Below are 25,184 nucleotides of genomic sequence, written 5' to 3'. Positions count from 1 at the left end.
CGCCCCGGCGCGGGCGTGCGCGGCGCGCCGTGCGCCGTGCACGCCCGTGGCGGGAGGGGCTCGTCCCGGTGGTGAAGTCAGTCGGGGACGGGCGGGGCGCCGTTCCCGCTGTCGTCGGCGATCCGCTCATGGTGGCGGATCACCTCGCCGATGATGAAGGTGAGGAACTTCTCGGCGAACGCCGGGTCCAGCTTGGCGCTCTCGGCGAGCGCGCGGAGCCGGGCGATCTGGCACGCCTCGCGGGCCGGGTCGGCGGGGGGCAGCTGGTGCCGGGCCTTGAGGTGGCCGACCTGCTGGGTGCATTTGAAGCGCTCGGCGAGCATGTGGACGACGGCCGCGTCGATGTTGTCGATGCTCTCGCGCAGCCGGGCGAGCTCCTCGCGGACGGCGGGCTCGACGGCATCGGCTCCGGTGCCGGTGTTGCTGGTGGTCATGGGGGCTCACCCTATGGGCAGGGCGGCCGGTGACCGCACGCCGTCTCACTACGCGTCGGACGCCTCCCGGCCCAGCGGCCGCCCGGGGCTCGGCCGACGGGCGACGCTCGGGCGACAGGCGACGGCTCGGGCGACGGCTCCGGCGACAGGCGACGGCTCCGGCGACAGGCGACGGCTCCGGCGACAGGCGACGGCTCCGGCGACAGGCGACGGCTCCGGCGACGGCTGCGGCGACAGGCGACGGCTCCGGCGACAGGCGACGGCTCCGGCGACGGCTGCGGCGACAGGCGACGGCTCCGGCGACGGCTGCGGCGACAGGCGACGGCTCGGGCGACGGGTGACGGCTCACCCCTCGGCGGCGGCTCCGATGCGCTTGTGGAAGTACACGTCCTCGTGGCCCCCGGGCACGCCCTCGATGCGGCCGCGCTCCCGGAAGCCGAGCCGCGGGTAGAAGCCGGGTGCCTGGAAGCTGTACGTGGAGACGATCATGTCGGTGCAGCCGCGCCGGGCGGCCTCCTCCTCCGCGGCCCGCATCAGCCGGCTCCCCCAGCCGGCGTGCCGCTGGTCCTCGCGGACCCACAGCATGTCCACGGAGGCCAGGGTGCCCCAGGTCCAGGCGGTGAGCCCGCCGACCAGGTCGCCGTCCTCGTCGGTGACACGGACGGTGAGGGCCTCGGTGCGGGCGCCGTCGGCGGCGGCGGTGTTGAAGGCGGTGAGTGCGTCGTCGAGGCGCTGTTCCAGGTCGTCGTCCTGGCCGCCCACACGCAGCGCGGCGGTGGCGACGGAGTGCTGTTCGCTGGTCACGGCCCGGATTCTGCCAGGGGGCGGGGCAGGGCGCCCCGTGATTTTTCCGGCCGGGGCGCGGCGCTCGCCGTACAGTGGGAGTCGGGTTCAGGGCGTCTTGGGGGTTCGGGCGTGGCGAACGGCGGGCCGGTCGAGCACGGCTATCCACACCTGGAGACGGTGCGGGAGGCCATCACCGCGCTGTACAGACGGTTGTCCTGCGACACCATCCAGACGTTCTCGGCCAGCGTGGCCCCGGCCGACGTGGCGTTCTGCGACACCGACGACCTGTATCTGGGGGCGCAGCGGGTGGCGCGCGAGCTGGTGCGGCACTACCGGCTGCCCGACGCCCGGCTGATCGTCTCCTTCCGGGAGATGACGCACGCGGCGAACGTCGAACTGGCCGCCGGTCCGGAGTACTTCGTCGAGTTGAACGACCGCTTCCGCGGGCATCGCCGGGACATCGGGGCGGCCCTCGCGCACGAGGTGATGCACGTGTACCTGCACCGCCTGGGGCTGTCGTTCCCGGGCACCCGCGACAACGAGATCCTCACGGACACGGCGGCGACGTATCTGGGCGCGGGGTGGCTGCTGCTGGACGCCTACCGGGAGGACGCGGCGTCGTCGCAGAAGCTGGGGTATCTGACGCCGGAGGAGTTCGGGTACGTCCTGGCCAAGCGGGCGCTGGTGTTCGGCGAGGATCCGTCGGTGTGGTTCACCAGCGCGCAGGCGTACACGGCGTACACCAAGGGCATGGCCCGGGCCCGCCGGGACGGGCAGCAGCCGCCGCTCACCGCGGCCGGCTGGGCGGGGCGACGCCGGTACGCCCGGGACCGGCGTCACGCGCAGGACCGGCACGCCGGTGGTGCCGGGGAGGGGGTGCCGTACTCCTTCACGCCGGACGGGCACGGGCCGCTGCGGGTGGCGTTTCCCTGCCCGACCTGTCACCAGCGGATCCGGGTGCCGGTGCGGGGGCGGGTGCGGGCGCGGTGCGGGCTGTGCCGGACGGTGCTGGAGTGCGACACGTAGGGGGTTCTCCGGCGGTGCGGCGGGCGCGGGTTCGTCGCGGCTGGTCGCCTACCCCACGATTCCTTGTGCCCGTGCCTCGGTCAGCCACTTCGGGAACTCGCCCACCAACCGGTCGTACAGGTCCGCGTCGGAAACCCTCCGCGGGTCCTTCCCCGCGTGGAAGAACCCGGCGTTGTCGACCACCCGCTTCGCCGGCACCGGCAGCTCGTCCAGCCTGCGCAGGAAGTCGAACTGCTTGCTGTGCGGGTCGCCGAAGCCGACGAACTGCCAGAACAGCGGGAGCCGGGCGGCCTTGCACAGGTACTTCTCGGCGGCGCCCCTGTCGCTCGGGCCGCCGTCGGTCTGGAAGACGACCAGCGCGGGGTCGGTGGAGCCGCTGTCGAGGTGGTGGTCGATGACGGCGTCCATGGCCAGGTGGTAGCCGGTCCTGCCCATGTGGCCGAGGCCGGCCACGATCCGTTCGATCCGGCCCTGGTAGCCGCTGAGCGCGATGTCGGTGACGGCGTCGACCTCGGTGGAGAAGAAGACGACCGGCACGCTCCCGTCGTCGTCGAGGTGGGCGGACAGCCCCAGCACGCGGTCGGCGAGCGCCTGCACGCTGCCGTCCTTGTAGTACGGCCGCATGGAACCGGAGTAGTCGATCACCAGGTAGACGGCGGCCCGCAGCCCGTCCAGCCCGTGCTTCGTGAGCGACACCCCGGCGGTCTTGTAGAGGTCGACCAGCGCGGGCGCGGTCTCCCGCACCTTCTCGAGACTGATCGCGGCCATGCGGACTTCCCCCCGTCGCTTCCCCCGTCGTACGGCTGAGCCGGTGCCGAGCGTACGGCACGGCGGGACCCCGCCTTGCCGCCTGTGCACAGCTGTTCGCTATTTTTGTTCGTCGCCGCCCCCCACCGGCTCGCTCACCGTCCGTCCCGTCACCCGAGGAGCCGGCCGTGGATTCCGAATCCACTCTCACGACCTGCTGTCGCCATCCCGAGGTCGAGTGCTGCGTCCGCTGCACCCGCTGCGAGCGGTACATCTGCCCCGACTGCATGTGTGAGGCGGCCGTGGGCCACCAGTGCCCGGAGTGTGCGAGGGAGGGGGCGAGGTCCGTCCGGCGGGCCCGGACGATCGTCGGCGGCCGGGTCTCGGCGACGCCGGTGGTGACGTACGCGCTGATCGCGCTGAACGTCCTCGTCTACGTGGCCGAGGTGGCGCGTCCGCAGATCGTGGACCGGTTCGCGATGCTCGCCGCGGCGATGGTGGGCCCCGAGGGCCTGCGCTACGTCCACGAGGCCGACGTCCCGGCGGGATTCCACGCCGAGGGCCTGGTCGCCGGGGAGTGGGAGCGGCTGCTGACCGGCGCGTTCCTGCACATGCCGCCGGCCGTGGGCACGTTCGGGCTGCCGCATCTGGTGATGAACATGGTGGCGCTGTGGCAGCTGGGCCGGACGGTGGAGCCGATGCTCGGCCGCGTCCGGTATCTCGCCCTGTACCTGCTGGCCGTGCTCGGCGGCTCGGTGCTGGTGCTGCTGCTGGCCGGCCCGGGGGACGCCACGGTCGGCGCCTCGGGCGGGATCTTCGGGCTGGGTGCCGCGTACTACGTGCTGGCCCGCCGCGTGGGCGCCCGCATGGGTCCCGTCAACCGTTTCATGGCGCTGCTCCTGGTGTGGCTGGTGCTCTCCGCGGGGCTGACCTCCTGGCAGGCCCACGTCGGCGGACTGCTGGCGGGCGGCGCGGTGGCGCTGGCGTTCGCGTACGCTCCCCGGGACCGGCGGCGGGTGCGGGTGCAGGCGGGGGCCTGCGGTGCGCTGCTGGTGCTGCTGGCGGTCGCCGCGGTGGTCAAGGTGTCGGAGCTGTCGGGTGGAGGGGTCGCCCTGTGAAACGCAAAGGTGTGCTGTTCTTCGCCGCCGTACCGGTGGTCGCGACGGCGGCGGTGTACTTCGTGGCGCCGCTGGGCTCCGACGACCCGCCGGCGGCGCCGCCCATCGCCTCGGCCGACGGCTCCCGCGAGGAGGCGAAGAGCCGGGCCGAGCAGGAGCGGGCGGAGGACGACGCGTTGATCGCCGCTCTGCCGCCGGGGCTGGCCGCGCCGGAGCAGAAGGAGCTGGCGCAGCGGCTGGTGGCGAGCGCCGAGAACTCCACCCTGGACTGGCGCAGCCTCTACGGCAGTATCGAGGATCTCGGGCACGGCGACGGCTACACCGCCGGCATCATCGGCTTCTGCACCGGCACCCACGATCTCCTCATGCTGGTGGAGCGCTACAGCGAGGCGCACCCCGGCAACGGCCTGGAGCGCTATCTGCCCGCCTTGCGCAAGGTGGACGGCACGGACTCGCACGAGGGGCTGGACCCCGGCTTCACGGCGGCCTGGCAGGCCGAGGCGAAGCTGCCGGAGTTCCGCAGGGCGCAGGAGCGGGAGCGTGACCGTGTCTACTTCGAGCCGTCCGTGCGGCTGGCCAAGCTCGACGGCCTGAACACGCTGGGCCAGTTCGTGTACTACGACGCGATGGTCTTCCACGGGCCGGACACGGACGCGGACGGCTTCTACGGGCTGCGCGAGCGGGCGATGAGGAAGGCCAAGACCCCGGCCGCGGGCGGCTCCGAGCGGGCGTACCTGGACGCCTTCCTGGACGTGCGCCGCGAGGCGATGCTGGAGCGCAGGCCGGGTGCCGACACCTCCCGCGTCGACACCGCGCAGCGGCGGTTCCTGCGGGAGGGGAACCTGAAGCTCAGCACGCCGCTGGTGTGGCAGATGTACGGGGAGACGTTCCGGGTGCCGTAGGCGCCGCAGCCTACGGCGGCCGTTCGCGGCTTTCCGCGCAAAGCGACGGCGCCTGCCCTGTGTCCGGTCGGGGACGGGGCAGGCGCCGTCTGTGTTCCGTACGCCGTTGTACGGGACGTCTCTCGCGGCGGTCAGACCGCCAGTGCCCGGTCGGTCGGGCGGATCGGGGCCGGCAGGTCGCTGGCGCCGGTGAGGAACCGGTCGACGCCGCGGGCGGCCGAGCGGCCCTCCGCGATCGCCCACACGATGAGCGACTGGCCGCGGCCGGCGTCACCGGCGACGAAGACACCCGGGACGTTGGTCTGGAAGTCGGCGTCGCGGGCGATGTTACCGCGCTCGTCCAGCTCCAGGCCGAACTGGTCCACCAGGCCGTTGTCCCGGTCGGTGCCGGTGAAGCCCATGGCGAGGGTGACCAGCTGGGCCGGGATCTTCCGCTCGGTGCCCGGCTTCGGGGTGAGCCTGCCGTCGATGAACTCGACCTCGGTCAGGTGCAGCCACTGCACGTTGCCGTCCTCGTCGCCCTCGAAGTGGGTGGTCGAGACGGAGTAGACCCGCTCGCCGCCCTCCTCGTGCGCGGAGGTGACCTTGTAGAGCATCGGGAAGGTGGGCCACGGCTGGCGCAGCGGGTCCCGCTCGTCGCCCGGCCGCGGCATGATCTCCAGCTGGGTGACGGAGGCCGCGCCCTGGCGGTGGGCGGTGCCCACGCAGTCGGCGCCGGTGTCGCCGCCGCCGATGACGACGACGTGCTTGCCCTCGGCCGTGATGGGCGGGGCGACGTAGTCGCCCTCCTGGACCTTGTTGGCCAGCGGCAGGTACTCCATCGCCTGGTGGATGCCGTTCAACTCGCGGCCGGGGACCGGCAGGTCGCGGGCGGTGGTGGCGCCGACGGCCAGGACCACGGCGTCGTACCGCTTCTTCAGGTCCGTCGCCTTCAGGTCGCGGCCGATCTCGATGCCGGTGCGGAAGCGGGTGCCCTCCGCGCGCATCTGCTCGATACGGCGGTTGATGTGCCGCTTCTCCATCTTGAACTCGGGGATGCCGTAGCGGAGGAGGCCTCCGACGCGGTCCGCGCGCTCGTAGACGGCGACCGTGTGGCCGGCCCGGGTGAGCTGCTGGGCGGCGGCCAGGCCGGCCGGGCCGGAGCCGATGACGGCGACGGTCTTGCCGGACAGGCGCTCGGGGATCTGCGGGGCGACGTCCCCGGTCTCCCACGCCTTGTCGATGATGGAGACCTCGACGTTCTTGATGGTGACCGGCGGCTGGTTGATGCCGAGCACGCACGCCGACTCGCACGGAGCCGGGCACAGGCGGCCGGTGAACTCCGGGAAGTTGTTGGTGGCGTGCAGGCGCTCGGAGGCGGCGCCCCAGTCCTCGCGGTAGGCGTAGTCGTTCCACTCGGGGATCAGGTTCCCGAGCGGGCAGCCGTTGTGGCAGAACGGGATGCCGCAGTCCATGCACCGGCTGGCCTGCTTGCTGATGATCGGCAGCAGGGAGCCGGGGACGTAGACCTCGTTCCAGTCCTTGAGGCGCTCCTCGACCGGACGGGACTTGGCGACCTCGCGGCCGTGGTTCAGAAAGCCCTTCGGGTCAGCCATTGATCGCCGCCTCCATCATCTTCTCGTGGGTCTCGGACTCGGAGAGACCGGCTCGCTCGGCGGCGTCCTTGGCGGCGAGCACTGCCTTGTACGTGCTGGGGATGATCTTGCTGAAGCGCTGTACGGCCGTGTCCCACTCGGCGAGCAGCTTCTCGGCGACGGTGGAGCCCGTCTCCTCGTGGTGCCGGCGCACGACGTCCTGCAGCCACTGCCGGTCGGTGTCGTCCAGGGCCTCGACGGCGTCCAGGTTTCCGACGTTGACGTTGTCCCGGTCGAGGTCGATGACGTAGGCGACGCCGCCGGACATGCCGGCCGCGAAGTTGCGCCCGGTCTCGCCGAGGACGACGGCGTGACCACCGGTCATGTACTCGCAGCCGTGGTCGCCCACGCCCTCGGAGACGACCAGCGCGCCGGAGTTGCGGACGCAGAACCGCTCGCCGACCTTGCCGCGCAGGAACATCTCGCCGCCGGTGGCGCCGTAGGCGAGGGTGTTGCCCGCGATGACGCTGTACTCGGCGAGGTGGTCGGCGCCCCGGTCGGGCCGGACGACGATCCGGCCGCCGGACAGGCCCTTGCCGACGTAGTCGTTGGCGTCGCCCTCCAGGCGCAGCGTGATGCCGCGCGGGACGAAGGCGCCGAAGGACTGGCCGGCGGAGCCGGTGAAGGTGATGTCGATGGTGTCGTCGGGCAGGCCCGCGCCGCCGAACTTCTTGGTCACCTCGTGGCCGAGCATGGTGCCGACCGTGCGGTTGATGTTGCGGATGGCGACCTGGGCGCGCACCGGCGCCGCGTCGGTGGCGCTGGAGGCGGAGAGCGCGTCGGCGGCGAGCTTGATCAGCTCGTTGTCGAGTGCCTTCTCCAGGCCGTGGTCCTGCTCGATCAGCCGGTGGCGGACCGCGCCCTCGGGCAGCTCGGGCACGTGCAGGAGCGGCTCCAGGTCCAGGCCCTGTGCCTTCCAGTGGTCGACGGCGCGGGTGACGTCGAGGACCTCGGCGTGGCCGACGGCCTCGTCGATGGAGCGGAAGCCCAGCTCGGCGAGGAGTTCGCGGACTTCCTGGGCGATGAACCGGAAGAAGTTCACGACGTACTCGGCCTTGCCGGAGTACCGGTCCCGGAGGGTCGGGTTCTGGGTGGCGATGCCGACCGGGCAGGTGTCCAGGTGGCAGACGCGCATCATGACGCAGCCGGACACGACGAGCGGCGCGGTCGCGAAACCGAACTCCTCGGCGCCGAGCAGCGCGGCGATGACGACGTCGCGGCCGGTCTTGAGCTGGCCGTCGGTCTGCACGACGATCCGGTCGCGCAGGCCGTTGAGCAGCAGCGTCTGCTGGGTCTCGGCCAGGCCCAGCTCCCAGGGGCCGCCGGCGTGCTTGAGCGACGTCAGCGGGGAGGCGCCGGTGCCGCCGTCGTGGCCGGAGATCAGCACCACGTCCGCGTGCGCCTTGGACACACCCGCCGCGACCGTGCCGACGCCGACCTCGGAGACCAGCTTGACGTGGATCCGCGCCTGCGGGTTCGCGTTCTTCAGGTCGTGGATCAGCTGGGCGAGGTCCTCGATGGAGTAGATGTCGTGGTGCGGCGGCGGGGAGATCAGGCCGACGCCCGGGGTGGAGTGCCGGGTCTTGGCCACCCACGGGTACACCTTGTGGCCGGGCAGCTGGCCGCCCTCGCCGGGCTTGGCGCCCTGGGCCATCTTGATCTGGATGTCGTCGGAGTTGACCAGGTACTCGCTGGTCACGCCGAAGCGGCCGGAGGCGACCTGCTTGATCGACGACCGGCGGGCCGGGTCGTACAGGCGCTCCGGGTCCTCGCCGCCCTCGCCGGTGTTGGACTTGCCGCCCAGCTGGTTCATGGCGATGGCGAGGGTCTCGTGCGCCTCCTGGGAGATGGAGCCGTACGACATGGCGCCGGTGGAGAACCGCTTGACGATCTCGCTGACCGGCTCGACGTCGTCGATCGGGATCGGGCCCCGGCCGGACTTGAAGCCGAACAGGCCGCGCAGCGTCATCAGCCGCTCGGACTGCTCGTTCACGCGCTCGGTGTACTGCTTGAAGATGTCGTACTTGCCGGCGCGGGTGGAGTGCTGGAGGCGGAAGACCGTCTCCGGGTCGAACAGGTGCGGCTCGCCCTCGCGGCGCCACTGGTACTCGCCGCCGATGTCCAGGGCGCGGTGCGCCGGGGCGATGCCGGAGGCCGGGTAGGCCTTGGCGTGCCGGGCGGCGACCTCCTTGGCGACGACGTCGATGCCGACGCCGCCGATCTTGGTGGTGGTGCCGTTGAAGTACTTCTCGACGAAGCCCTCGTCCAGGCCGACGGCCTCGAAGACCTGGGCGCCGCGGTAGGAGGCGACGGTGGAGATGCCCATCTTGGACATGACCTTCAGCACGCCCTTGCCGAGGGCGTAGATCAGGTTGCGGATGGCCTGCTCGGGTTCGATGCCGGGCAGGAAGGTGCCGGCGCGGACCAGGTCCTCGACGGTCTCCATGGCCAGGTACGGGTTGACGGCGGCGGCGCCGTAGCCGATGAGCAGGGCGACGTGGTGGACCTCGCGGACGTCGCCGGCCTCGACCAGCAGGCCCACCTGGGTGCGCTGCTTGGTGCGGATGAGGTGGTGGTGGACGGCCGCGGTGAGCAGCAGCGACGGGATCGGCGCGTGCTCGGCGTCGGAGTGGCGGTCCGACAGGACGATGAGGCGGGCGCCGTTCTCGATGGCGGCGTCGGCCTCGGCGCAGATCTCCTCGATCCGGGCGGCCAGCGCGTCGCCGCCGCCGTGCACCCGGTACAGGCCGGACAGGGTCGCGGCCTTGAAGCCGGGCATGTCGCCGTCGGCGTTGATGTGGATGAGCTTGGCCAGCTCGTCGTTGTCGATGACCGGGAAGGGCAGCAGGACGCTGCGGCAGGACGCGGCCGACGGCTCCAGCAGGTTGCCCTGCGGGCCGAGCGAGGAGCGCAGGGAGGTGACGAGCTCCTCGCGGATGGCGTCCAGCGGCGGGTTGGTGACCTGCGCGAACAGCTGGGTGAAGTAGTCGAAGAGCAGCCGCGGGCGGTCGGAGAGCGCGGCGATGGGCGAGTCGGTGCCCATGGAGCCGATCGGCTCGGCGCCGGACTTGGCCATCGGCGCGAGGATGACGCGCAGCTCCTCCTCGGTGTAGCCGAAGGTCTGCTGGCGGCGGGTGACCGAGGCGTGGGTGTGCACGATGTGCTCGCGCTCGGGCAGGTCGGACAGCTCGATCTCGCCGGCCTCGACCCACTCGGCGTAGGGGTGCTCGGCGGCGAGCTGCGCCTTGATCTCGTCGTCCTCGATGATGCGGTGCTCGGCGGTGTCCACGAGGAACATGCGGCCGGGCTGGAGGCGGCCCTTGCGGACGACCTTGGCCGGGTCGATGTCCAGGACGCCGACCTCGGAGCCGAGGACGACGAGGCCGTCGTCGGTGACCCAGTAGCGGCCGGGGCGCAGGCCGTTGCGGTCGAGGACCGCGCCGACCTGGGTGCCGTCGGTGAAGGTGACGCAGGCCGGGCCGTCCCAGGGCTCCATCATCGTGGAGTGGTACTGGTAGAAGGCACGCCGGGCCGGGTCCATGGAGTCGTGGTTCTCCCACGCCTCGGGGATCATCATCAGCACGGAGTGCGGCAGCGAACGCCCGCCCAGGTGGAGCAGTTCCAGGACCTCGTCGAACGAGGCGGAGTCCGAGGCGTCGGGCGTGCAGATCGGGAAGAGCCGCTCCAGGTCCGAGGACGAGCCGAAGACGTCGGAGACGAGCTGGGACTCGCGGGCGACCATCCAGTTGCGGTTGCCCTTGACCGTGTTGATCTCGCCGTTGTGCGCGACGAAGCGGTACGGGTGGGCCAGCGGCCAGCTCGGGAAGGTGTTGGTGGAGAACCGGGAGTGCACGAGCGCGATCGCGGAGGCGAAGCGGCGGTCGGACAGGTCCGGGAAGAACGGCTCCAGCTGGCCGGTGGTGAGCATGCCCTTGTAGACGATGGTCCGCGCGGACAGCGACGGGAAGTAGACGCCCGCCTCGCGCTCGGCGCGCTTGCGCAGCGCGAACGCCTTGCGGTCCAGGGCGATGCCCTCGGAGGCCCCGTCGGTGACGAAGATCTGGCGGAAGACCGGCATGGTCGAGCGGGCGGTGGCGCCGAGCAGCTCGGGGGCGACGGGCACCTCGCGCCAGCCGAGGACGGTCAGCCCCTCCTCGGCGGCGATGGCGTCGATGGCGGCGACGGCTTCCGCGGCGCCGTCCTCCGGCAGGAAGGCGATGCCGACGGCGTACGCGCCCGCCTCGGGCAGCTCGAATCCGGCCACCTCGCGGAAGAACGCGTCGGGAACCTGGGAGAGGATGCCGGCGCCGTCGCCCGAGTCGGGCTCGGAGCCGGTGGCGCCGCGGTGCTCCAGGTTGCGCAGGACGGTCAGGGCCTGGTCCACCAGGGTGTGGGACGCCTCGCCGGTGAGAGTGGCGACGAAGCCGACGCCGCAGGCGTCGTGCTCGTTGCGGGGGTCGTACATACCCTGCGCAGCAGGGCGAGCATCCATGAACGGCAGCCAGTTGGCGGCCCGGCCGTTCGCGGAATGCTGGGACGGCTGGCGCGGCGTACGCATCGGCTCTCCCGTCGTCGTCAGGTGGCATGTGCAAGGTGCCGAGGGACGACGTTGGCCCTCTGCGTTTCAGCAAAATTTCGTGCAGGCTACATGATGGAGCGGTTCTCGGGAACCGGATACTCCGTTCCAACATGCGGACACCGCACGGGGATCGGGCGGGGTGCCGCGCCCGGCGGCGGAAGCTGTGAGGGCCGGGACGGACAGGTCGGTGTCCGGTCGGCCCGGGGGCGTGGGGCGGGCTTCGTCGCTCGCCCCACGGATGCGCGGGCGGGCCTCATTGCCCACAGCGCTTACGGCTCATGCCCGGTGGTCACGCACTCGAAACCAGCGAGTAACGGCAAACTTATGCGGCCCGACGCATAAGACCGGGGCCGGGCTATCCTAGGGCCGCACCGAACAGGCTGCCCAGGGCGTACGTCACACCCGCCGCCGCGCCGCCGAGGGCGAGCTGCCGCAGCCCGCTGTACCACCAGCTCCGCGCCGTCACCCTGGCCACCACGGCACCGCACAGGAAGAGCCCGGCGAGCGCCAGCAGCACCGCCGGCCACAGCGCGGTCGCGCCGAGCAGATACGGCAGTACGGGGAGCAGGGCGCCCAGCGCGAACGAGCCGAACGACGACACGGCCGCGACCAGCGGCGAGGGCAGGTCTCCGGGGTCGATGCCGAGTTCCTCGCGGGCGTGTATCTCCAGCGCCTGCTCGGGGTCGCGGGAGAGCTGCCGGGCGACCTCGCGGGCGAGGCCGGGCTCGACGCCGCGCGCCTGGTAGAGGGCGGCCAGCTCGGCCTCCTCGTCCGCGGGGTGCTTCTTCAGCTCGCGGCGCTCCACGTCCAGCTCCGCCTCGACCAGCTCCCGCTGCGAGGCGACCGAGGTGTACTCGCCTGCGGCCATGGAGAAGGCGCCGGCGGCCAGGCCCGCGAGGCCGCTGAGCACGACGGTCTGCTGACTGACGGCACCGCCCGCGACACCGGTCATCAGGGCGAGGTTGGAGACCAGGCCGTCCATCGCGCCGAAGACGGCGGGGCGCAGCCAGCCGCCGTTCACGTCGCGGTGCGTGTGGTTGTCGCGGTGCGCCTCGTGCAGTGCCGCTTCGGTCTCGATGATGGCCACGGTTCCCCCTGGAAATCCGCCTCTTTGGACGTAGTCCAACTTTTGACGCCAACAAATGTACGCCGCTCCCGCCTGCCCCGCCAGCAAGGAAAGGCTGCGCTTACCTGCGCTTTTACCGGTCGACGCGCATCCGTGACGGCGCTCGCGCGGTGCCGACCGGGTGACGCCGGCGGCAGTGAGGCTGCGGTGCGCTCCGCACCGGGGACAGTTCCGCAAAGGGAGAGGAGCAGCCGCATGGCATCGACCGCCCGCAGTCCCTCGCTCCCCGAGTCCGGGGGCGCCGCGCAGCTCCGCCACCGGGCACGCGGCGCGCTGCTCGGCCCGGCCGTCGGGGACGCCCTGGCGTCGGCGTCGATGCCGTACCGGACGGAGATCGAGGAGCGGTACGCCTCATGAGCACACCCGCCCCCGCAGCGCCCACCGCGCCGCTGACCGGACTGCGCGTCCTGGACCTCGCGACCCTCTTCGCCGGCCCGTTCGCCGCCACCGTGCTCGGCGACTTCGGCGCCGAGGCCGTCAAGGCCGAGCACCCCGACCGCCCCGCCCCGTCCCGGGGCCACGGCCCGTCGAAGGACGGCGTCGGCCAGTGCTGGAAACTGCTCGGCCGCAGCGAACGCACCATCACCCCGAACCTGTCCACGCCCGGCGGCCGGGACACGCTGCGGCGGCTGGCCGCCGACGTCCTCGACGACGCGGTCGGCGGCCGGACCGCCCGGCACGGCCGCGCCGAGGTGCCGGCCGCGTTCGAGGAGGCCGAGGCGGCGGTGGCCCCGGTGCAGGACGTGCGGGACGTGATGACCGGCCCCCGGTACCGGGCCCTGGACGCCGTCACCACCGTCGACGACCCCGAGCCGGGGCCGCTGCGGATGCAGCACGTGCTCTTCCGGCTGTCCGCCGCACCCGGCGCGATCCGCCGGACGGGGCGCCCGCACGGCGCGGACACCGAGGAGGTCCTCACCGGGCCGGGTCTGCCCCCGGGCGGCCCGACGCCGCTGCGCGAGGCGGGCGCCGCATGACCGCGCCCGTGCTGACCTGGCTGTACGCGCCCGGAGACCGTCCGCACGTGGTCGCCAAGGCGCTGGCCGCGGGCGCCGACGTGGTCGTGATCGACCTGGAGGACGCGGTCGCCCCGGACCGCAAGAAGTACGCTCGCGCCGCCACCGCCGAGCTGCTCGGCGAGCCGCAGCCGGTGCCGGTGCACGTCCGGGTGAACGCCCCGGACACACCGCTCGCGGCGGCGGACCTGGCGGCGCTGGCCCGGCTGCCCGGCCTCCACGGGCTGCGGCTGCCCAAGGTGACCTCCCCCGAGCAGATCGTCCACGTCGCCGAGACCACCGGTGGCCCGCCGTTGTACGCGCTGCTGGAATCGGCGCTGGGCATCGAGCGGGCCCATCCGGTCGCCGCCGCGCACCCGTGCCTGCGCGGGATCGCGCTGGGCGAGGCGGACCTCCGGGCCGACCTGGGGGTGCGGGACGACAGCGGGCTCGACTGGTGCCGCTCGCGCGTGGTGGTGGCGGCGCGGGCGGCGGGCCTGGCCCCGCCCGCGCAGTCCGTGCACGCGGACACCCGGGACCTGGAGGGCCTGGCGGCCTCCTGCGCCCACGGGCGCGCCCTGGGCTTCCTCGGCCGGGCCGCGATCCATCCGCGCCAGCTGCCGATCATCGAGCGGGCCTATCTGCCGACCGAACGGGAGCTGGAGGAAGCGGAGACGGTCATCAAGGCGGCCACCGTCCAGCCGGGTGCCCAGGCGCTGCCGGACGGGCGCTTCATCGACGCGGCGGTGGTGGCGACGGCCCAGCGCACGCTGTCCCTGGCGGCACGCCGGGCCTGACCCGCGCCAGTCCGCACGCGGCTGCGCGGCCCCGCCCGGCGTTCAGCCCTTCTTGGCCGGGTCGGCGCCGTCCTTCACGTCCTCGCCGGAGGCGGCGTCGTCCCCGTCGGACTTCTCGGTGTCCTCGCCGGACTTCGCCGCGTCCTTGGCCGGCTGCTCGCCGTCCGCGTCGTCGGAGGAGGTGCCGCCGTCCTTCCCGGTGGCGGTCGGGCCCCCGGCCGCCGGATCGGCGTCCGCTTCGGTGCCGTCGCCGGAGGCCGCCGCCGGCTCGACCGCGGCCTCCCGGCCCGGCCGCTTCTTCGCCGACACGACGATGTAGGTCACCGCCAGCAGGAAGACCAGCAGCGCGGTCCAGTTGTTCAGGCGGAGGCCGAGGATGTGGTGGGCGTCGTCGACACGCAGGTACTCGATCCAGAAGCGGCCCGCGCAGTACGCCGCCACGTACAGGGCGAACGCCCGGCCGTGGCCGAGTTTGAAACGCCGGTCGGCCCAGACGACGAGCAGCGCGACACCGATGCACCACAGGGACTCGTAGAGGAACGTCGGGTGGTACGTTCCCGGAATCCTGCCGTCCGCCGACGAGGTGATCTCCACCGCCCAGGGCAGGTCGGTGGGCCGCCCGTACAGCTCCTGGTTGAACCAGTTGCCCCAGCGGCCGATGGCCTGGGCGATCGCGATGCCGGGGGCGACCGCGTCGGCGTACGCGGGCATCGGGATGCCGCGGCGGCGGCAGCCGATCCAGGCGCCGAGCGCGCCGAAGGCGATCGCGCCCCAGATGCCGAGTCCGCCCTCCCAGATCTTGAAGGCGTCGACCCAGTCACGGCCCTCGCTGAAGTACAGCTGGTAGTCCGTGATCACGTGGTAGAGCCGGCCGCCGACCAGGCCGAACGGAACGGCCCAGACCGCGATGTCGGCCACCGTGCCGGCCCGCCCGCCGCGGGCGATCCAGCGCTTGTTGCCGAGCCAGACGGCAACGAAGACGCCGATGATGATGCAGAACGCGTAGCCGCGCAGCGGAACGGGGCCGAGATACAGCACCCCGCGCGACGGGCTGGGAATGTAGGCAAGTTCCATGGCAGGGTCGACGCTACCGTGCCGGACCGGACCCGCGTCGGGCAGCCCGGCTACGGGTCCATAACGGGCGGGCGGCGCTGCCCGCCGCCGGGCGTCCTATGTGTTGGCCTCCTGCACCAGTTGCTTGAACTTGGCGGGGGTCATGGTGCGGTCCTCGTAGAGGTTCTTGCCGTCGAGCAGGACCGTCGGGGTGCCGCTGAAGCCGCCGTTGCGGAAGGCTGCGTTGGACTTCTCGACCCAGGCGTCGTGGGTGCCCTCCTCCACGCACTCGCGGAACGCCTGCGTGTCGAGGCCGTCGACCTTGTTCGCCAGCTCGAGCAGCTTGGCGTCCTGGGCGAAGGCGTCGTCGGGCTCCGGCGGCTGGTTGGCGAAGAGCACGTCGTGGTACGGCACGAACTTGCCGGCGTCCTGGGCGCAGGCAGCGGCGTTGGCCGCGTTGGCCGAACCGGTGCCGCCCATGTTGCCGTCGATGATCGTGGCCAGGTGGTACTCGACCTTGAGCTGTCCGGCGTCGGTCAGTTCGTGGATCACCGGGCGGTACGCCTGCTCGAAGGCCGCGCAGGCCGGGCAGCGGAAGTCCTCCCAGATGGTGAGCGTCGACTTGGCGCTCTCCTTGCCGACCGGGATCGCGAGACTGTCCTCGCCCTGTGCTCCTGAGGGCGCGACGACCGGGCCGGACGCCTCGCTGTCGTCCTTGCCGGCGTTGGCGGCGATCACGCCGATGACCGCCGCGAGCCCCAGGACACCGACCACGGTGGCGCCCACGATCAGCCCGCGCCGTCGCCTCTCCGCGCGCTTGTGCTTCTCACGCTCGACCGCCAGCCGCTCCCGGGCGGTGCGCTTTCCCTCACGATTCTTCTCGCTCACACCCCGCAGAACGAACCGGGGAGGCGCGGAGCGCCTCCCCGGCCCCAGGTCCACCCGTTCGAGGGACCCCGGACGACTCGCCCGTGCCTACGCCTGTCCGCGCACGCCCTTCGCCAGATCGGCGGCGAGCGCGCGGACGCCGTCCAGACCGGCCGCGTCATCGGGCGCGTCCAGCATCCGCTTGACGAAGGCCGAGCCGACGATCACGCCGTCGGCGAAGCCGGCGACCTCGGCGGCCTGGGAGGCGTTGGAGACGCCGAGCCCGACGCAGACCGGCAGGTCGGTGGTGGCGCGGGTGCGCCGCACCAGGTCCTCGGCCTGCGAGCTGACCGTCTCCCGGGTGCCGGTGACGCCCATCAGGGAGGCGGCGTAGACGAAGCCGCTGCCCGCCGCGGTGATCTCGGCGAGCCGCTCGTCCTTGCTGCTGGGCGCGACCACGAAGACCGTGGCGAGCCCGTGCTTGTCGGCGTGCTCCTTCCAGAGTGCCGACTCCTGGACCGGCAGGTCGGGCAGGATGCAGCCGGCGCCGCCCGCCTCGGCCAGCTCGGCGGTGAAGCGCTCGACGCCGTAGCGGTCGATGGGGTTCCAGTACGTCATGACGAGGATCGGCTTGCCGGTGGCCGCGTGCCCCTCGCGGACCGTGCGCATCACGTCCGCGATCCGCACGCCACCGCGCAGGGCGATGTCGTCGGCGGTCTGGATGACCGGGCCGTCGAGGACGGGGTCGCTGTGCGGAAGCCCGACCTCGACGACGTCGGCACCGCTCTCCAGCACCGCCTTGACCGCCTCGATGCCGCCGTCCACGGTCGGGAACCCGGCCGGGAGGTAGGCGATGAGGGCGGAGCGGCCCTCGGCCTTGGCCGCGGCGAGGGTGTCGCTCAGCAGCCGCGCGTTCCCGCTCACTTGGCGTCTCCCTCGATCTCGGCGGTGCCGGCGGCGTCCTCGGCCACCTGGGCGTCGGTGTCGTACAGCCCGAAGTACCGGGCGGCGGTGTCCATGTCCTTGTCGCCGCGGCCGGAGAGGTTGACGACGATCAGGCCGTCCTTGCCCAGCTCCTTGCCGACCTCCAGGGCTCCGGCCAGGGCGTGGGCGCTCTCGATGGCCGGGATGATGCCCTCTGTGCGCGACAGCAGGCGCAGGGCCTGCATGGCGGCGTCGTCGGTGACGGCGCGGTACTCGCCCCGGCCGGAGTCCTTGAGGTAGGAGTGCTCCGGGCCGATGCCCGGGTAGTCCAGGCCGGCCGAGATCGAGTACGGCTCGGTGATCTGGCCCTCGTCGTCCTGGAGGACGTAGGACCGGGAGCCGTGCAGGATGCCGGGCTCGCCGGCGGTCAGCGTGGCCGCGTGCTCGCCGGTCTCGATGCCGTGCCCCGCGGGCTCGCAGCCGATGAGGCGGACGCCCTCGTCCGGGATGAAGGCGTGGAAGAGGCCGATGGCGTTGGAGCCGCCGCCGACGCAGGCGATCGCGGCGTCGGGCAGGCGTCCGGCGCGCTCCAGGAGCTGGCGGCGGGTCTCGACGCCGATGACGCGGTGGAAGTCGCGCACCATGGCCGGGAAGGGGTGCGGGCCGGCGACGGTGCCGAAGAGGTAGTGGGTGCGGTCGACGTTGGCGACCCAGTCGCGGAACGCCTCGTTGATGGCGTCCTTCAGGGTGCGGCTGCCGGACTTCACGGCGATGACCTCGGCGCCGAGCATGCGCATGCGGGCCACGTTGAGGGCCTGGCGCTTGGTGTCGATCTCGCCCATGTAGATGGTGCAGTCCAGGCCGAAGAGCGCGCAGGCGGTGGCCGTGGCGACGCCGTGCTGGCCGGCGCCGGTCTCGGCGATGACACGGGTCTTGCCCATGCGCTTGGTCAGCAGGGCCTGGCCGAGCACGTTGTTGATCTTGTGTGAGCCGGTGTGGTTGAGGTCCTCGCGCTTGAGGAAGATCCGGGCGCCGCCCGCTTCCGCGGCGAAACGAGAGACCTCGGTGAGGGCCGAAGGGCGGCCCGTGTAGTTGACGAGCAGGTCGTCGAGCTCCCGGGCGAACTCGGGGTCGTGCTTGGCCTTGTCGTACTCGACGGCGACCTGGTCCACGGCGGCGACGAGGGCCTCCGGGATGAACTTGCCGCCGAACACGCCGAAGTAGCCTTCGGCGCTGGGGGTCCGACCCTCCGGGTCGGGGATGAAGTAGTCGCTGGGCATGCGGAAACCTCACGGTGAGTGTTCTTCGGACACGATTCGCCGTGGGGGCGGGGCTTCGTTCGGCGGCCGACGGCCGTCCGTGGCTTGTCGCGCTGTTCCCCGCGCCCCTAAAGGGCGCGCTGCCATCGACGGCCGTTCACCTGTCCCGGCTCGTCACCGATCACGTACCGCACTCGCCGGCCGTGCACCCTGCGCGCGGGCGCGCGGCAGCCCCGGGGCCGGCAGCCGCGCGCGAGGCGGGCGTACGGGTCCCGGGCCGTCAGGGTGATCGGAAGGGTCATCGGGGCAAGCTTAACCGGGTGTCAGGGCTGTCAGCCTCTGCCGTGGCGGAGGGCGGGGTGGGTGCCCGCGGCGACCAGGTCGGCCACCGCCGCCTTCGGGTCGCGGCCGGTGACCAGGGACTCGCCGACCAGGACGGCGTCGGCGCCCTCGTTGGCGTAGGCGATGAGGTCGTGCGGGCCGCGGACGCCGGACTCGGCGATCTTGACGATGGTGTCGGGGATCTCCGGGGCGACCCGCTCGAAGGTGCCGCGGTCGACCTCCAGGGTCTTCAGGTTGCGGGCGTTGACGCCGATGACCTTGGCGCCGGCGTCCACCGCGCGGTCGACCTCGTCCTCGTCGTGCACCTCGACCAGCGGGGTCAGGCCGATGGACTCGGCGCGCTCGATCAGCGACTCCAGGGCCGACTGCTCCAGGGCGGCGACGATCAGCAGCGCGAGGTCGGCGCCGTAGGCCCGGGCCTCCCACAGCTGGTACGAGGTGACGATGAAGTCCTTGCGCAGCACCGGGATGTCCACCCGGGCGCGCACCGCCTCCAGGTCGGCCAGCGAGCCGCCGAAGCGGCGCTGCTCGGTGAGGACGGAGATGACGGCCGCGCCGCCCGCCTCGTAGTCCGCGGCGAGCCCGGCCGGGTCGGCGATGGCGGCCAGCGCGCCCTTGGACGGGCTGGAGCGCTTCACCTCGCAGATGACCTTGACTCCGTCACCGCGCAGTGCGGCCACTCCGTCCTTGGCGGCGGGTGCCTTGGCCGCGCGCTCCTTGAGCTCGTCGAGGCTGACGCGCGCCTGCCGCTCCGCGAGGTCGGCACGGACTCCGTCGATGATCTCGTCGAGCACACTCACGCGAGCGGCCCCCTTCCTGACGGTGAAACCGGTGGTCACTGCGATGGTATCCGCAGCAGGGCGAAGGCCCCGCATCCGGTTGACGCCGGTCCCACTACCTGGACATTCGGCAGATGATCAAGGGTGGAGCCAGCCGCCGAACGGCAGGTTCCGGACAACCGTGAAGACCAGCAGCAACGCCCCCAGGGTCCACAGGAGCGCCGGGGGCGGCGCGAGGGCCGACGGCCGGCCGCGTGCCGCGCGGACCACCCAGACGGTCCACAGCACGGTGAAGGCCAGATAGCCGAACACGGCCGGGGCGTTGGCCTGGAGCGCCGCGGCCAGGTCACCGTGCACGACGGCGTGGGCGCTGCGCAGTCCGCCGCAGCCGGGGCAGTAGATGCCGGTGTACTGGAGCAGGGGGCAGGCGGGGTAGTGGCCCGGTTCGTTGGGATCCACCGTCCCGACGTACGCGAAGGCCCCGGCCACGGCGGCCAGCACCCCGGCCGGGGCGGCCAGCCGGGACAGGGCCGTCCGGCCGCCCCGCGGTGCCGGCACGGCGGTTCGTGCGATGTTCCGAAGATCGGCGTCCACGCCTGCATTGTGCCCCTCGCGGGCCGCACACGCGCGAGGGGCGGTCCGCACCGGTGTGCCGACCGCCCCTCGCCGAGGCCGTGCGCGGGGTTCAGCCCTCGACGCCCGCCGTCCGGCGCTCGTCCGCCGTCCGGTGCACCGGGTGGGTGTCCTTCGGCTGGCCCAGGCCCATCATGCGCATGATGCCGCCGACGACACCGCCGAGGAGGACGACCACCAGGCCGGCCCAGAAGCCGAGCGGCTGGGCCATCACCATGAACGCGCCCGAGACGCAGAAACCGATGAAGGCGATGATGACACCGGTCCAGGCGGCCGGGGTGTGACCGTGGCTGCTGCCCGCCATTGCTTGCTCCTCGTTGCTGTGTGCCTGTGTGAGCAGGACGCTCGGGGTCATTGTCCCGCACGCGCGCGTGCGGTGTGAGCGGGGGTACCGGGTGCCCACCGCGATCTGGACGAACCCGGCGCCGCCGGCGGCGCCGGGCGGTCAGGCGCCGGTCGGGTCCTCCCCGCGGTCCAGTGCCTTCCAGATGTCCTCGGGGCGGTCGGGGTCGACGGCCGGGGCGGCGCGGCGCGGGCGGGCCGCGCCACCGCGCTCGTAGCGGCCGGACATCGCGGGCCAGAGCCGGCCGTAGCGCAGGGCGAGCAGTCCGGCCAGCAGGATCAGGGCGCCCCCCACGGCCGCGACGTACGGCCACGCGGTGTGGCTGAGAACGTCGACGGTGGCCGAGGTGTCACCGGCGGCGCGTGCCGCCTGCTCGTCGAGCGCGGAGCCGTCGGACGCGCCGCGCAGGGCCGCGACGACCGTGCCGGCACCGCACAGCGCGAGCAGTCCGGCGACGGCGAGCCGCCCGGCGCGGCGGACGGCGAAGACGGCGACGAGCGCGGCGAGGCCCACTATGGCGAGCGCCGCGGGGACGCCCGTGACGTCGCTGCCTCTGGCGGTCAGGGGGAAGTCGCCGCCGGCCACCGTCGCGGTGCCCTGCGCCCACTGCCGGCGGGTGGCCAGCAGGGCGACGGCCGCGCCCAGCGCACCGGACAGCAGTGCGAGGGCGAGACTCCGGCGGCCGGCCCGCGCGGGGCGGGGGGCTTCGGAACGGGGGTGAGGTACAGCAGTCACGTACTCCACTATCGCCCGAACCCCGGGTGACGCGTCACCCGGGGGCCGTCCGCGGGACGTGAGAAGCGCCCTACTTTCCGAGCCGGTTGGCGGTGTGCACCGCCCGCAGGACCGCCGCCGCCTTGTTGCGGCACTCGGTGTCCTCGGCGACCGGGTCGGAGTCGGCGACGACGCCGGCGCCCGCCTGGACGTAGGCGGTGCCGTCGCGCAGCAGCGCCGTGCGGATGGCGATGGCGGTGTCGGAGTCGCCCGCGAAGTCGAGGTAGCCGACGCAGCCGCCGTACACGCCCCGGCGGGACGGTTCGAGTTCGTCGATGATCTGCATGGCCCGCGGCTTGGGGGCGCCGGAGAGGGTGCCGGCCGGGAAGCAGGCGGTGAGCACGTCGAAGGCGGTGCGGTCGGCCGCCACCCGTCCGGTGACCGTGGAGACGATGTGCATGACGTGCGAGTACCGCTCGATGGACATGAAGTCGACGACCTCCACCGAGCCGGGCTCGCAGACCCGCCCGAGGTCGTTGCGGCCGAGGTCGACGAGCATCAGGTGCTCGGCGCGCTCCTTGGGATCGGCGAGCAGTGCGTCGGCGAGGGCCTGGTCCTCCTGCGGGGTGGCGCCGCGGTGCCGGGTGCCGGCGATGGGGTGCAGCATGGCCCGCCCGTCCTCGACCTTGACCAGGGCCTCGGGGGACGATCCGACGACGTCGAAACCCTCGAAGCGGAACAGGTACATGTACGGGGACGGGTTCGTGGCCCGCAGCACCCGGTAGACGTCGAGGGCGGTCGCCGTGCACGGCGTCTCGAACCGCTGCGAGGGGACGACCTGGAAGGCCTCGCCCGCGCGGATGCGCTCCTTGATGTCCTCCACGGCCTCCTGGAAGTCGGTGCCGCCCCACCGCGCGGTGTACTCGGGCAGCTCCGAGGGCGGGAGCGCGGCCGGCGGCTGGGCGACCGCGCGCGTCAGGTCCGCCTCCATGGCGTCCAGGCGGGCGACGGCGTCGGCGTACGCCTCGTCGACGCCCGTGGCGAGGTCGTTGTGGTTGATGGCGTTGGCGATCAGCCAGACCGCGCCCTCCCAGTGGTCCATGACGGCGAGGTCGCTGGTGAGCAGCATGGTCAGCTCGGGGAGCCGGAGGTCGTCGCGCTCCCCGGGGCCGATCTTCTCCAGGCGGCGCACGATGTCGTAGCCGAGGTAGCCGACCATCCCGCCGGTGAAGGGCGGCAGGCCCAGGTCGTGGGCGAGGTCGCGCGGGGTGTGCAGGGCCTCGACCGTGGCGCGGAGGGCGGTCAGCGGGTCGCCCTCGGCGGGCACGCCGACGGGCGGGGTCCCGAGCCAGTGGGCCTGGCCGCCCTGCTCGGTGAGGGTGGCGGCGGAGCGGACGCCGACGAAGGAGTACCGGGACCAGGAGCGTCCGTTCTCCGCGGACTCCAGCAGGAAGGTGCCCGGTCGCTCGGCGGCGAGCTTGCGGTAGAGCGCGACCGGGGTGTCGCCGTCGGCGAGCAGCTTGCGGGTGACCGGGATGACCCGGCGGTCGGTGGCCAGCTTGCGGAACGTCTCGAGGTCCATGGCGGCAGACCTTACTGATCCGCGGCGGGCGCGCCGGACTCGCCGCCGCCCTCGCCGTCCTTGAGCAGCACGTCGGCGTCGAAGCAGGTGCGGGCGCCGGTGTGGCAGGCGGCGCCGACCTGGTCGACCTTGACGAGGACGGTGTCGGCGTCGCAGTCCAGGGCGACGGACTTCACCCACTGGACGTGGCCGGAGGTGTCGCCCTTGACCCAGTACTCCCGGCGGCTGCGCGACCAGTACGTGCAGCGGCCGGTGGTCAGCGTGCGGTGCAGCGCCTCGTCGTCCATCCAGCCGAGCATCAGCACCTCACCGGTGTCGTACTGCTGGGCGATGGCGGGCAGGAGACCGTCGGGGCTGCGCCTGAGGCGGGCGGCGATCTCCGGGTCGAGCCGGCTGGGCCGGGAGGAGGTGCTGGTCATGCCGACCATTGTGCCGCGCGCGGGCGGCGTGGCCCGGCCGCGTTCACTGTGCGGACGGCGGCGGCGGTCGTAGGCTGACTGCATGTCGACATTCGCCAAGCGTGAACGACTTCTGCTCGCCGACCTGTTGGAGACGGCGGGCCCGGAGGCCCCCACTCTGTGCGAGGGCTGGCGCACCCGGGACCTGGCCGCGCACGTGGTGGTCCGCGAGCGCCGGCCCGACGCCGCCGGAGGGACCCTGATCAAACAGCTGGCACCGCGGCTGGATCGGGTGATGGAGGAGTACACCGCGAAGCCGTACGAGGAGCTGATCCGGCTGATCCGCACCGGCCCGCCGCGGTTCTCACCGTTCCAGCTCAAGCAGGTCGACGAGGCGGCGAACACGGTCGAGTACTACGTCCACACCGAGGACGTCCGCCGTGCGCAGCCGGAGTGGACGCCGCGGGAGCTGGACCCGGTCTTCCAGGACGCCCTGTGGTCCCGGCTGGAGCGCGCCGCCCGCCTGATGGGCCGCGGTGTCCCGACCGGGCTGGTGCTGCGCCGTCCGAACGGCCAGACGGCGGTCGCCCACCGCGGCACCCCGGTGGTCACGGCGACGGGTGAGCCGTCGGAGCTGCTGCTGTTCGCCTACGGCCGGCAGAGCGCGGCCGGGGTGGAGCTGGAGGGCGACGCGGACGCGATCGCGAAGGTGCGGGAGACGAAGCAGCTCGGCATCTGACGGCTTCGGGCGGCCGGGCGCTACTTCGGCAGCTCGGCGTTGCGCAGGGCCGGTGCGCACAGCGCGACCGCGCCGCCGAGTCCGCAGACCACGGCGCTGACGGCGAAGACGGGGCCCGTGCCCCAGACGCCGATGGCGGCGGCGGACAGCGGCATGCTGAGCGGGGTGACGCCGAGGCTGACGATGCCGGCGACGGCGCTGACCCGGCCCAGGTAGGCGGGGGCCGCCTGGGTCTGGAGCAGTGCCCCGCACAGCGCGCCGCTGAGCCCGGTCAGCAGCCCGACGAGCACCGCCGTGCCGACCGCCGCGGCAAGGCCGGGTACGTGGGCGAGCGCGCCGATCGCGGCGGCGCCGGGGATGATCGCGCCGCCGACGGCGTACCCGGCGTGCGGCACCCGGCCGCGCACCGTCAGCAGCAGCGCCGCCACGCCCGCGCCGGCGCCGAACCCGCCCAGCACCCAGCCCACGCCGGAGGCTCCCCAGCCGCGCTGGTCGGCGAGCAGGGTCAGGCCGATGTTCAGGGGGCCGACGAAGCCGAGGTCGCCGAGGGCGATGACGACCAGCAGCGGGGCCAGGACAGGGTGCCGGCGGATGTGGCCGAGGCCGTCGACGAGGTCCCGCCAGGCGGTGGTGGTGCCGGCGGCCGGGGGGTGCTCGTCGTCCGGGGGCAGCTCCCGCATCCGTACGGACACCAGCAGCGGCACGGAGGCCGCGATCAGCAGGCCGGCGAGCGCGAAGGCGGCGGCCGGTCCGCCGACGGCGACACCGAGGCCCCCGAGCGGGGCCCCGACCACACTCGCGAAGCGGATGGCCAGGCCCCGCATGCCCTGGACGCGGGCGAGCTGGGCCTTGCCGGTGAGCCGGGGCGGCAGGGCTCCCACGGCGGGCAGGAAGACGGCGTCGACGGCGCCGAAGACCAGGGCGAGCAGCACCAGCGGCCACAGGCCGGGGCTGGTGGCGAACAGCAGCGCGGCGGCGGCCAGGACGGCGGCGCAGCGCACGGCGTCGCTGCCGATGACCACCCGGCGCGGCCCGAGCCGGTCGGCGACCACTCCCCCGCCGAGCATCAGCAGGGCGCGCGGCACGGCGCTGACGGCGGTGACGAGCCCGGCCTGCGCGGGGCTGCCGGCCTGTACGGCGGCCCAGGACAGGGCGAGGAAGAACACCGTGTCGCCGAGCATCGAGAAGGTGTACGCGGCCACCCAGCGCAGGACGTTGCCGTCGCGGTGCGCCGGGCGCTCGGCGGTGGGGCGCGGCGGCGCCGGGGCTGTGCCGGAGGTGTCGGTCATCGGGTCACCGGGCCCGGTCGCGCGGGGGCACGGGCGGTCTCGGCGAGGCCGGCCGGTCGCCGCGGACATCCGCGAGCCGTTCGGCCTCGCTCACTGATCGGTGGGACGGTCGGAGCCG

General features: G+C 73.1%; 25 protein-coding genes. 7 read left to right on the top strand and 18 right to left on the bottom strand.

Going from position 1 to position 25,184, the window contains the following annotated elements:
• Positions 1-77 precede the first annotated feature (77 nt).
• Positions 78-434 carry a chorismate mutase gene (locus ACLGIH_RS25825; protein ID WP_416527675.1) on the bottom strand — a complete coding sequence of 119 codons (357 nt, stop codon included), beginning with the start codon at positions 432-434 and terminating at the stop codon, positions 78-80.
• A 345-nt stretch (positions 435-779) separates the two neighbouring features.
• The gene (locus ACLGIH_RS25820) at positions 780-1,238 is read right to left on the bottom strand and encodes a GNAT family N-acetyltransferase (RefSeq protein WP_416527674.1); all 459 of its coding nucleotides are present in this window, start codon (positions 1,236-1,238) and stop codon (positions 780-782) included.
• 111 nt (positions 1,239-1,349) lie between these two features.
• Here ACLGIH_RS25820 and ACLGIH_RS25815 point away from each other — a divergent pair, with 111 nt between their 5' ends.
• Entirely contained in the window at positions 1,350-2,246 is an 897-nt protein-coding gene (locus ACLGIH_RS25815) for a hypothetical protein (RefSeq protein ID WP_416527673.1), read from the top strand.
• A gap of 48 nt (positions 2,247-2,294) precedes the next feature.
• On the opposite strand, the gene ACLGIH_RS25810 is transcribed toward ACLGIH_RS25815, so the two are convergent.
• Positions 2,295-3,014, bottom strand: coding sequence for a vWA domain-containing protein (locus tag ACLGIH_RS25810; RefSeq protein WP_416527672.1), 720 nt, complete (start codon positions 3,012-3,014; stop codon positions 2,295-2,297).
• 167 nt (positions 3,015-3,181) lie between these two features.
• Between ACLGIH_RS25810 and ACLGIH_RS25805 the strand changes: the two genes are divergently transcribed.
• Positions 3,182-4,111 carry a rhomboid family intramembrane serine protease gene (locus ACLGIH_RS25805; protein ID WP_416527671.1) on the top strand — a complete coding sequence of 310 codons (930 nt, stop codon included), beginning with the start codon at positions 3,182-3,184 and terminating at the stop codon, positions 4,109-4,111.
• Positions 4,108-5,013: a chitosanase gene (locus ACLGIH_RS25800; protein WP_416527670.1), complete on the top strand. Its 906-nt coding sequence runs from the start codon at positions 4,108-4,110 to the stop codon at positions 5,011-5,013. Before ACLGIH_RS25805 ends, ACLGIH_RS25800 begins: the two co-directional genes overlap by 4 nt.
• Positions 5,014-5,144: 131 nt before the next feature.
• Here the strand turns inward: ACLGIH_RS25800 and ACLGIH_RS25795 are convergent, their stop codons facing one another.
• The 3 genes from ACLGIH_RS25795 to ACLGIH_RS25785 all read right to left on the bottom strand — a co-directional run bounded on the left by ACLGIH_RS25795 (position 5,145) and on the right by ACLGIH_RS25785 (position 12,313).
• Positions 5,145-6,608, bottom strand: coding sequence for a glutamate synthase subunit beta (locus ACLGIH_RS25795; RefSeq protein ID WP_416527669.1), 1,464 nt, complete (start codon positions 6,606-6,608; stop codon positions 5,145-5,147).
• The gene (gene gltB / locus ACLGIH_RS25790) at positions 6,601-11,205 is read right to left on the bottom strand and encodes a glutamate synthase large subunit (RefSeq protein ID WP_416527668.1); all 4,605 of its coding nucleotides are present in this window, start codon (positions 11,203-11,205) and stop codon (positions 6,601-6,603) included. Before gltB ends, ACLGIH_RS25795 begins: the two co-directional genes overlap by 8 nt.
• Before the next feature lie 376 nt (positions 11,206-11,581).
• Positions 11,582-12,313, bottom strand: a complete 732-nt coding sequence (locus tag ACLGIH_RS25785) for a VIT1/CCC1 transporter family protein (protein ID WP_416527667.1) — start codon at positions 12,311-12,313, stop codon at positions 11,582-11,584.
• Positions 12,314-12,547: 234 nt separating this feature from the next.
• Between ACLGIH_RS25785 and ACLGIH_RS25780 the strand changes: the two genes are divergently transcribed.
• From ACLGIH_RS25780 to ACLGIH_RS25770, 3 genes are read left to right on the top strand one after another with little or no spacing between them, the layout of a single operon-like run.
• Entirely contained in the window at positions 12,548-12,709 is a 162-nt protein-coding gene (locus ACLGIH_RS25780; RefSeq protein ID WP_416527666.1) for a hypothetical protein, read from the top strand.
• Positions 12,706-13,329, top strand: coding sequence for a CoA transferase (locus ACLGIH_RS25775; protein ID WP_416527665.1), 624 nt, complete (start codon positions 12,706-12,708; stop codon positions 13,327-13,329). The genes ACLGIH_RS25780 and ACLGIH_RS25775 overlap by 4 nt, the downstream gene beginning before the upstream one ends.
• A complete protein-coding gene (locus ACLGIH_RS25770) occupies positions 13,326-14,144 on the top strand; it encodes an HpcH/HpaI aldolase/citrate lyase family protein (RefSeq protein WP_416527664.1) in 819 nt (272 codons plus the stop codon). The genes ACLGIH_RS25775 and ACLGIH_RS25770 overlap by 4 nt, the downstream gene beginning before the upstream one ends.
• A 42-nt stretch (positions 14,145-14,186) precedes the next feature.
• On the opposite strand, the gene lgt is transcribed toward ACLGIH_RS25770, so the two are convergent.
• The 11 genes from lgt to hisI all read right to left on the bottom strand — a co-directional run bounded on the left by lgt (position 14,187) and on the right by hisI (position 23,059).
• The gene (lgt, locus tag ACLGIH_RS25765; RefSeq protein WP_416527663.1) at positions 14,187-15,218 is read right to left on the bottom strand and encodes a prolipoprotein diacylglyceryl transferase; all 1,032 of its coding nucleotides are present in this window, start codon (positions 15,216-15,218) and stop codon (positions 14,187-14,189) included.
• A gap of 96 nt (positions 15,219-15,314) precedes the next feature.
• On the bottom strand, positions 15,315-16,085 hold the full coding sequence (locus ACLGIH_RS25760; RefSeq protein WP_416527662.1) for a DsbA family protein: 771 nt from the start codon (positions 16,083-16,085) through the stop codon (positions 15,315-15,317).
• Between the two features lie 87 nt (positions 16,086-16,172).
• A complete protein-coding gene (trpA, locus tag ACLGIH_RS25755) occupies positions 16,173-16,988 on the bottom strand; it encodes a tryptophan synthase subunit alpha (protein WP_416527661.1) in 816 nt (271 codons plus the stop codon).
• Entirely contained in the window at positions 16,985-18,268 is a 1,284-nt protein-coding gene (gene trpB, locus ACLGIH_RS25750; RefSeq protein WP_416527660.1) for a tryptophan synthase subunit beta, read from the bottom strand. Before trpB ends, trpA begins: the two co-directional genes overlap by 4 nt.
• A 107-nt stretch (positions 18,269-18,375) precedes the next feature.
• Entirely contained in the window at positions 18,376-18,549 is a 174-nt protein-coding gene (gene trpM / locus ACLGIH_RS25745; protein WP_416527659.1) for a tryptophan biosynthesis modulator TrpM, read from the bottom strand.
• Positions 18,550-18,579: 30 nt separating this feature from the next.
• The gene (trpC, locus tag ACLGIH_RS25740; protein WP_416527658.1) at positions 18,580-19,389 is read right to left on the bottom strand and encodes an indole-3-glycerol phosphate synthase TrpC; all 810 of its coding nucleotides are present in this window, start codon (positions 19,387-19,389) and stop codon (positions 18,580-18,582) included.
• Between the two features lie 117 nt (positions 19,390-19,506).
• Positions 19,507-19,941 carry a DUF2752 domain-containing protein gene (locus tag ACLGIH_RS25735; protein WP_416529473.1) on the bottom strand — a complete coding sequence of 145 codons (435 nt, stop codon included), beginning with the start codon at positions 19,939-19,941 and terminating at the stop codon, positions 19,507-19,509.
• Between the two features lie 112 nt (positions 19,942-20,053).
• Entirely contained in the window at positions 20,054-20,305 is a 252-nt protein-coding gene (locus ACLGIH_RS25730) for an HGxxPAAW family protein (RefSeq protein ID WP_416527657.1), read from the bottom strand.
• Positions 20,306-20,446: 141 nt separating this feature from the next.
• Positions 20,447-21,088: a TIGR02234 family membrane protein gene (locus ACLGIH_RS25725; protein WP_416527656.1), complete on the bottom strand. Its 642-nt coding sequence runs from the start codon at positions 21,086-21,088 to the stop codon at positions 20,447-20,449.
• Positions 21,089-21,149: 61 nt separating this feature from the next.
• Positions 21,150-22,640: an anthranilate synthase component I gene (locus ACLGIH_RS25720; protein WP_416527655.1), complete on the bottom strand. Its 1,491-nt coding sequence runs from the start codon at positions 22,638-22,640 to the stop codon at positions 21,150-21,152.
• Between the two features lie 11 nt (positions 22,641-22,651).
• On the bottom strand, positions 22,652-23,059 hold the full coding sequence (gene hisI, locus ACLGIH_RS25715; RefSeq protein WP_416527654.1) for a phosphoribosyl-AMP cyclohydrolase: 408 nt from the start codon (positions 23,057-23,059) through the stop codon (positions 22,652-22,654).
• 82 nt (positions 23,060-23,141) lie between these two features.
• On the opposite strand from hisI, the gene ACLGIH_RS25710 reads away from it, so the two are divergent.
• A complete protein-coding gene (locus ACLGIH_RS25710) occupies positions 23,142-23,777 on the top strand; it encodes a TIGR03085 family metal-binding protein (protein WP_416527653.1) in 636 nt (211 codons plus the stop codon).
• A gap of 20 nt (positions 23,778-23,797) precedes the next feature.
• Here ACLGIH_RS25710 and ACLGIH_RS25705 read toward each other — a convergent pair whose 3' ends face one another.
• The gene (locus ACLGIH_RS25705) at positions 23,798-25,066 is read right to left on the bottom strand and encodes an MFS transporter (protein WP_416527652.1); all 1,269 of its coding nucleotides are present in this window, start codon (positions 25,064-25,066) and stop codon (positions 23,798-23,800) included.
• Positions 25,067-25,184: the final 118 nt, after the last annotated feature.

This window comes from Streptomyces hamibioticus (assembly GCF_047946815.1).
In the GTDB taxonomy this organism is placed as follows: domain Bacteria; phylum Actinomycetota; class Actinomycetes; order Streptomycetales; family Streptomycetaceae; genus Streptomyces.
Note: the sequence above shows the minus strand (reverse complement) of the source record. Positions and strands in the feature narration are given on the sequence as shown.

Excerpts from the sequence above, each read along its gene's own strand:
- ACLGIH_RS25720 (WP_416527655.1), bottom strand. The coding sequence starts at position 22,640 with ATGGACCTCGAGACGTTCCGCAAGCTGGCCACCGACCGCCGGGTCATC.
- ACLGIH_RS25825 (WP_416527675.1), bottom strand. The coding sequence starts at position 434 with ATGACCACCAGCAACACCGGCACCGGAGCCGATGCCGTCGAGCCCGCC.
- ACLGIH_RS25770 (WP_416527664.1), top strand. The coding sequence starts at position 13,326 with ATGACCGCGCCCGTGCTGACCTGGCTGTACGCGCCCGGAGACCGTCCG.
- ACLGIH_RS25710 (WP_416527653.1), top strand. The coding sequence starts at position 23,142 with ATGTCGACATTCGCCAAGCGTGAACGACTTCTGCTCGCCGACCTGTTG.
- lgt (WP_416527663.1), bottom strand. The coding sequence starts at position 15,218 with ATGGAACTTGCCTACATTCCCAGCCCGTCGCGCGGGGTGCTGTATCTC.
- ACLGIH_RS25705 (WP_416527652.1), bottom strand. The coding sequence starts at position 25,066 with ATGACCGACACCTCCGGCACAGCCCCGGCGCCGCCGCGCCCCACCGCC.
- ACLGIH_RS25775 (WP_416527665.1), top strand. The coding sequence starts at position 12,706 with ATGAGCACACCCGCCCCCGCAGCGCCCACCGCGCCGCTGACCGGACTG.
- hisI (WP_416527654.1), bottom strand. The coding sequence starts at position 23,059 with ATGACCAGCACCTCCTCCCGGCCCAGCCGGCTCGACCCGGAGATCGCC.
- ACLGIH_RS25780 (WP_416527666.1), top strand. The coding sequence starts at position 12,548 with ATGGCATCGACCGCCCGCAGTCCCTCGCTCCCCGAGTCCGGGGGCGCC.
- gltB (WP_416527668.1), bottom strand. The coding sequence starts at position 11,205 with ATGCGTACGCCGCGCCAGCCGTCCCAGCATTCCGCGAACGGCCGGGCC.
- ACLGIH_RS25730 (WP_416527657.1), bottom strand. The coding sequence starts at position 20,305 with ATGGCGGGCAGCAGCCACGGTCACACCCCGGCCGCCTGGACCGGTGTC.
- ACLGIH_RS25795 (WP_416527669.1), bottom strand. The coding sequence starts at position 6,608 with ATGGCTGACCCGAAGGGCTTTCTGAACCACGGCCGCGAGGTCGCCAAG.
- trpM (WP_416527659.1), bottom strand. The coding sequence starts at position 18,549 with ATGACCCTTCCGATCACCCTGACGGCCCGGGACCCGTACGCCCGCCTC.
- trpB (WP_416527660.1), bottom strand. The coding sequence starts at position 18,268 with ATGCCCAGCGACTACTTCATCCCCGACCCGGAGGGTCGGACCCCCAGC.
- ACLGIH_RS25810 (WP_416527672.1), bottom strand. The coding sequence starts at position 3,014 with ATGGCCGCGATCAGTCTCGAGAAGGTGCGGGAGACCGCGCCCGCGCTG.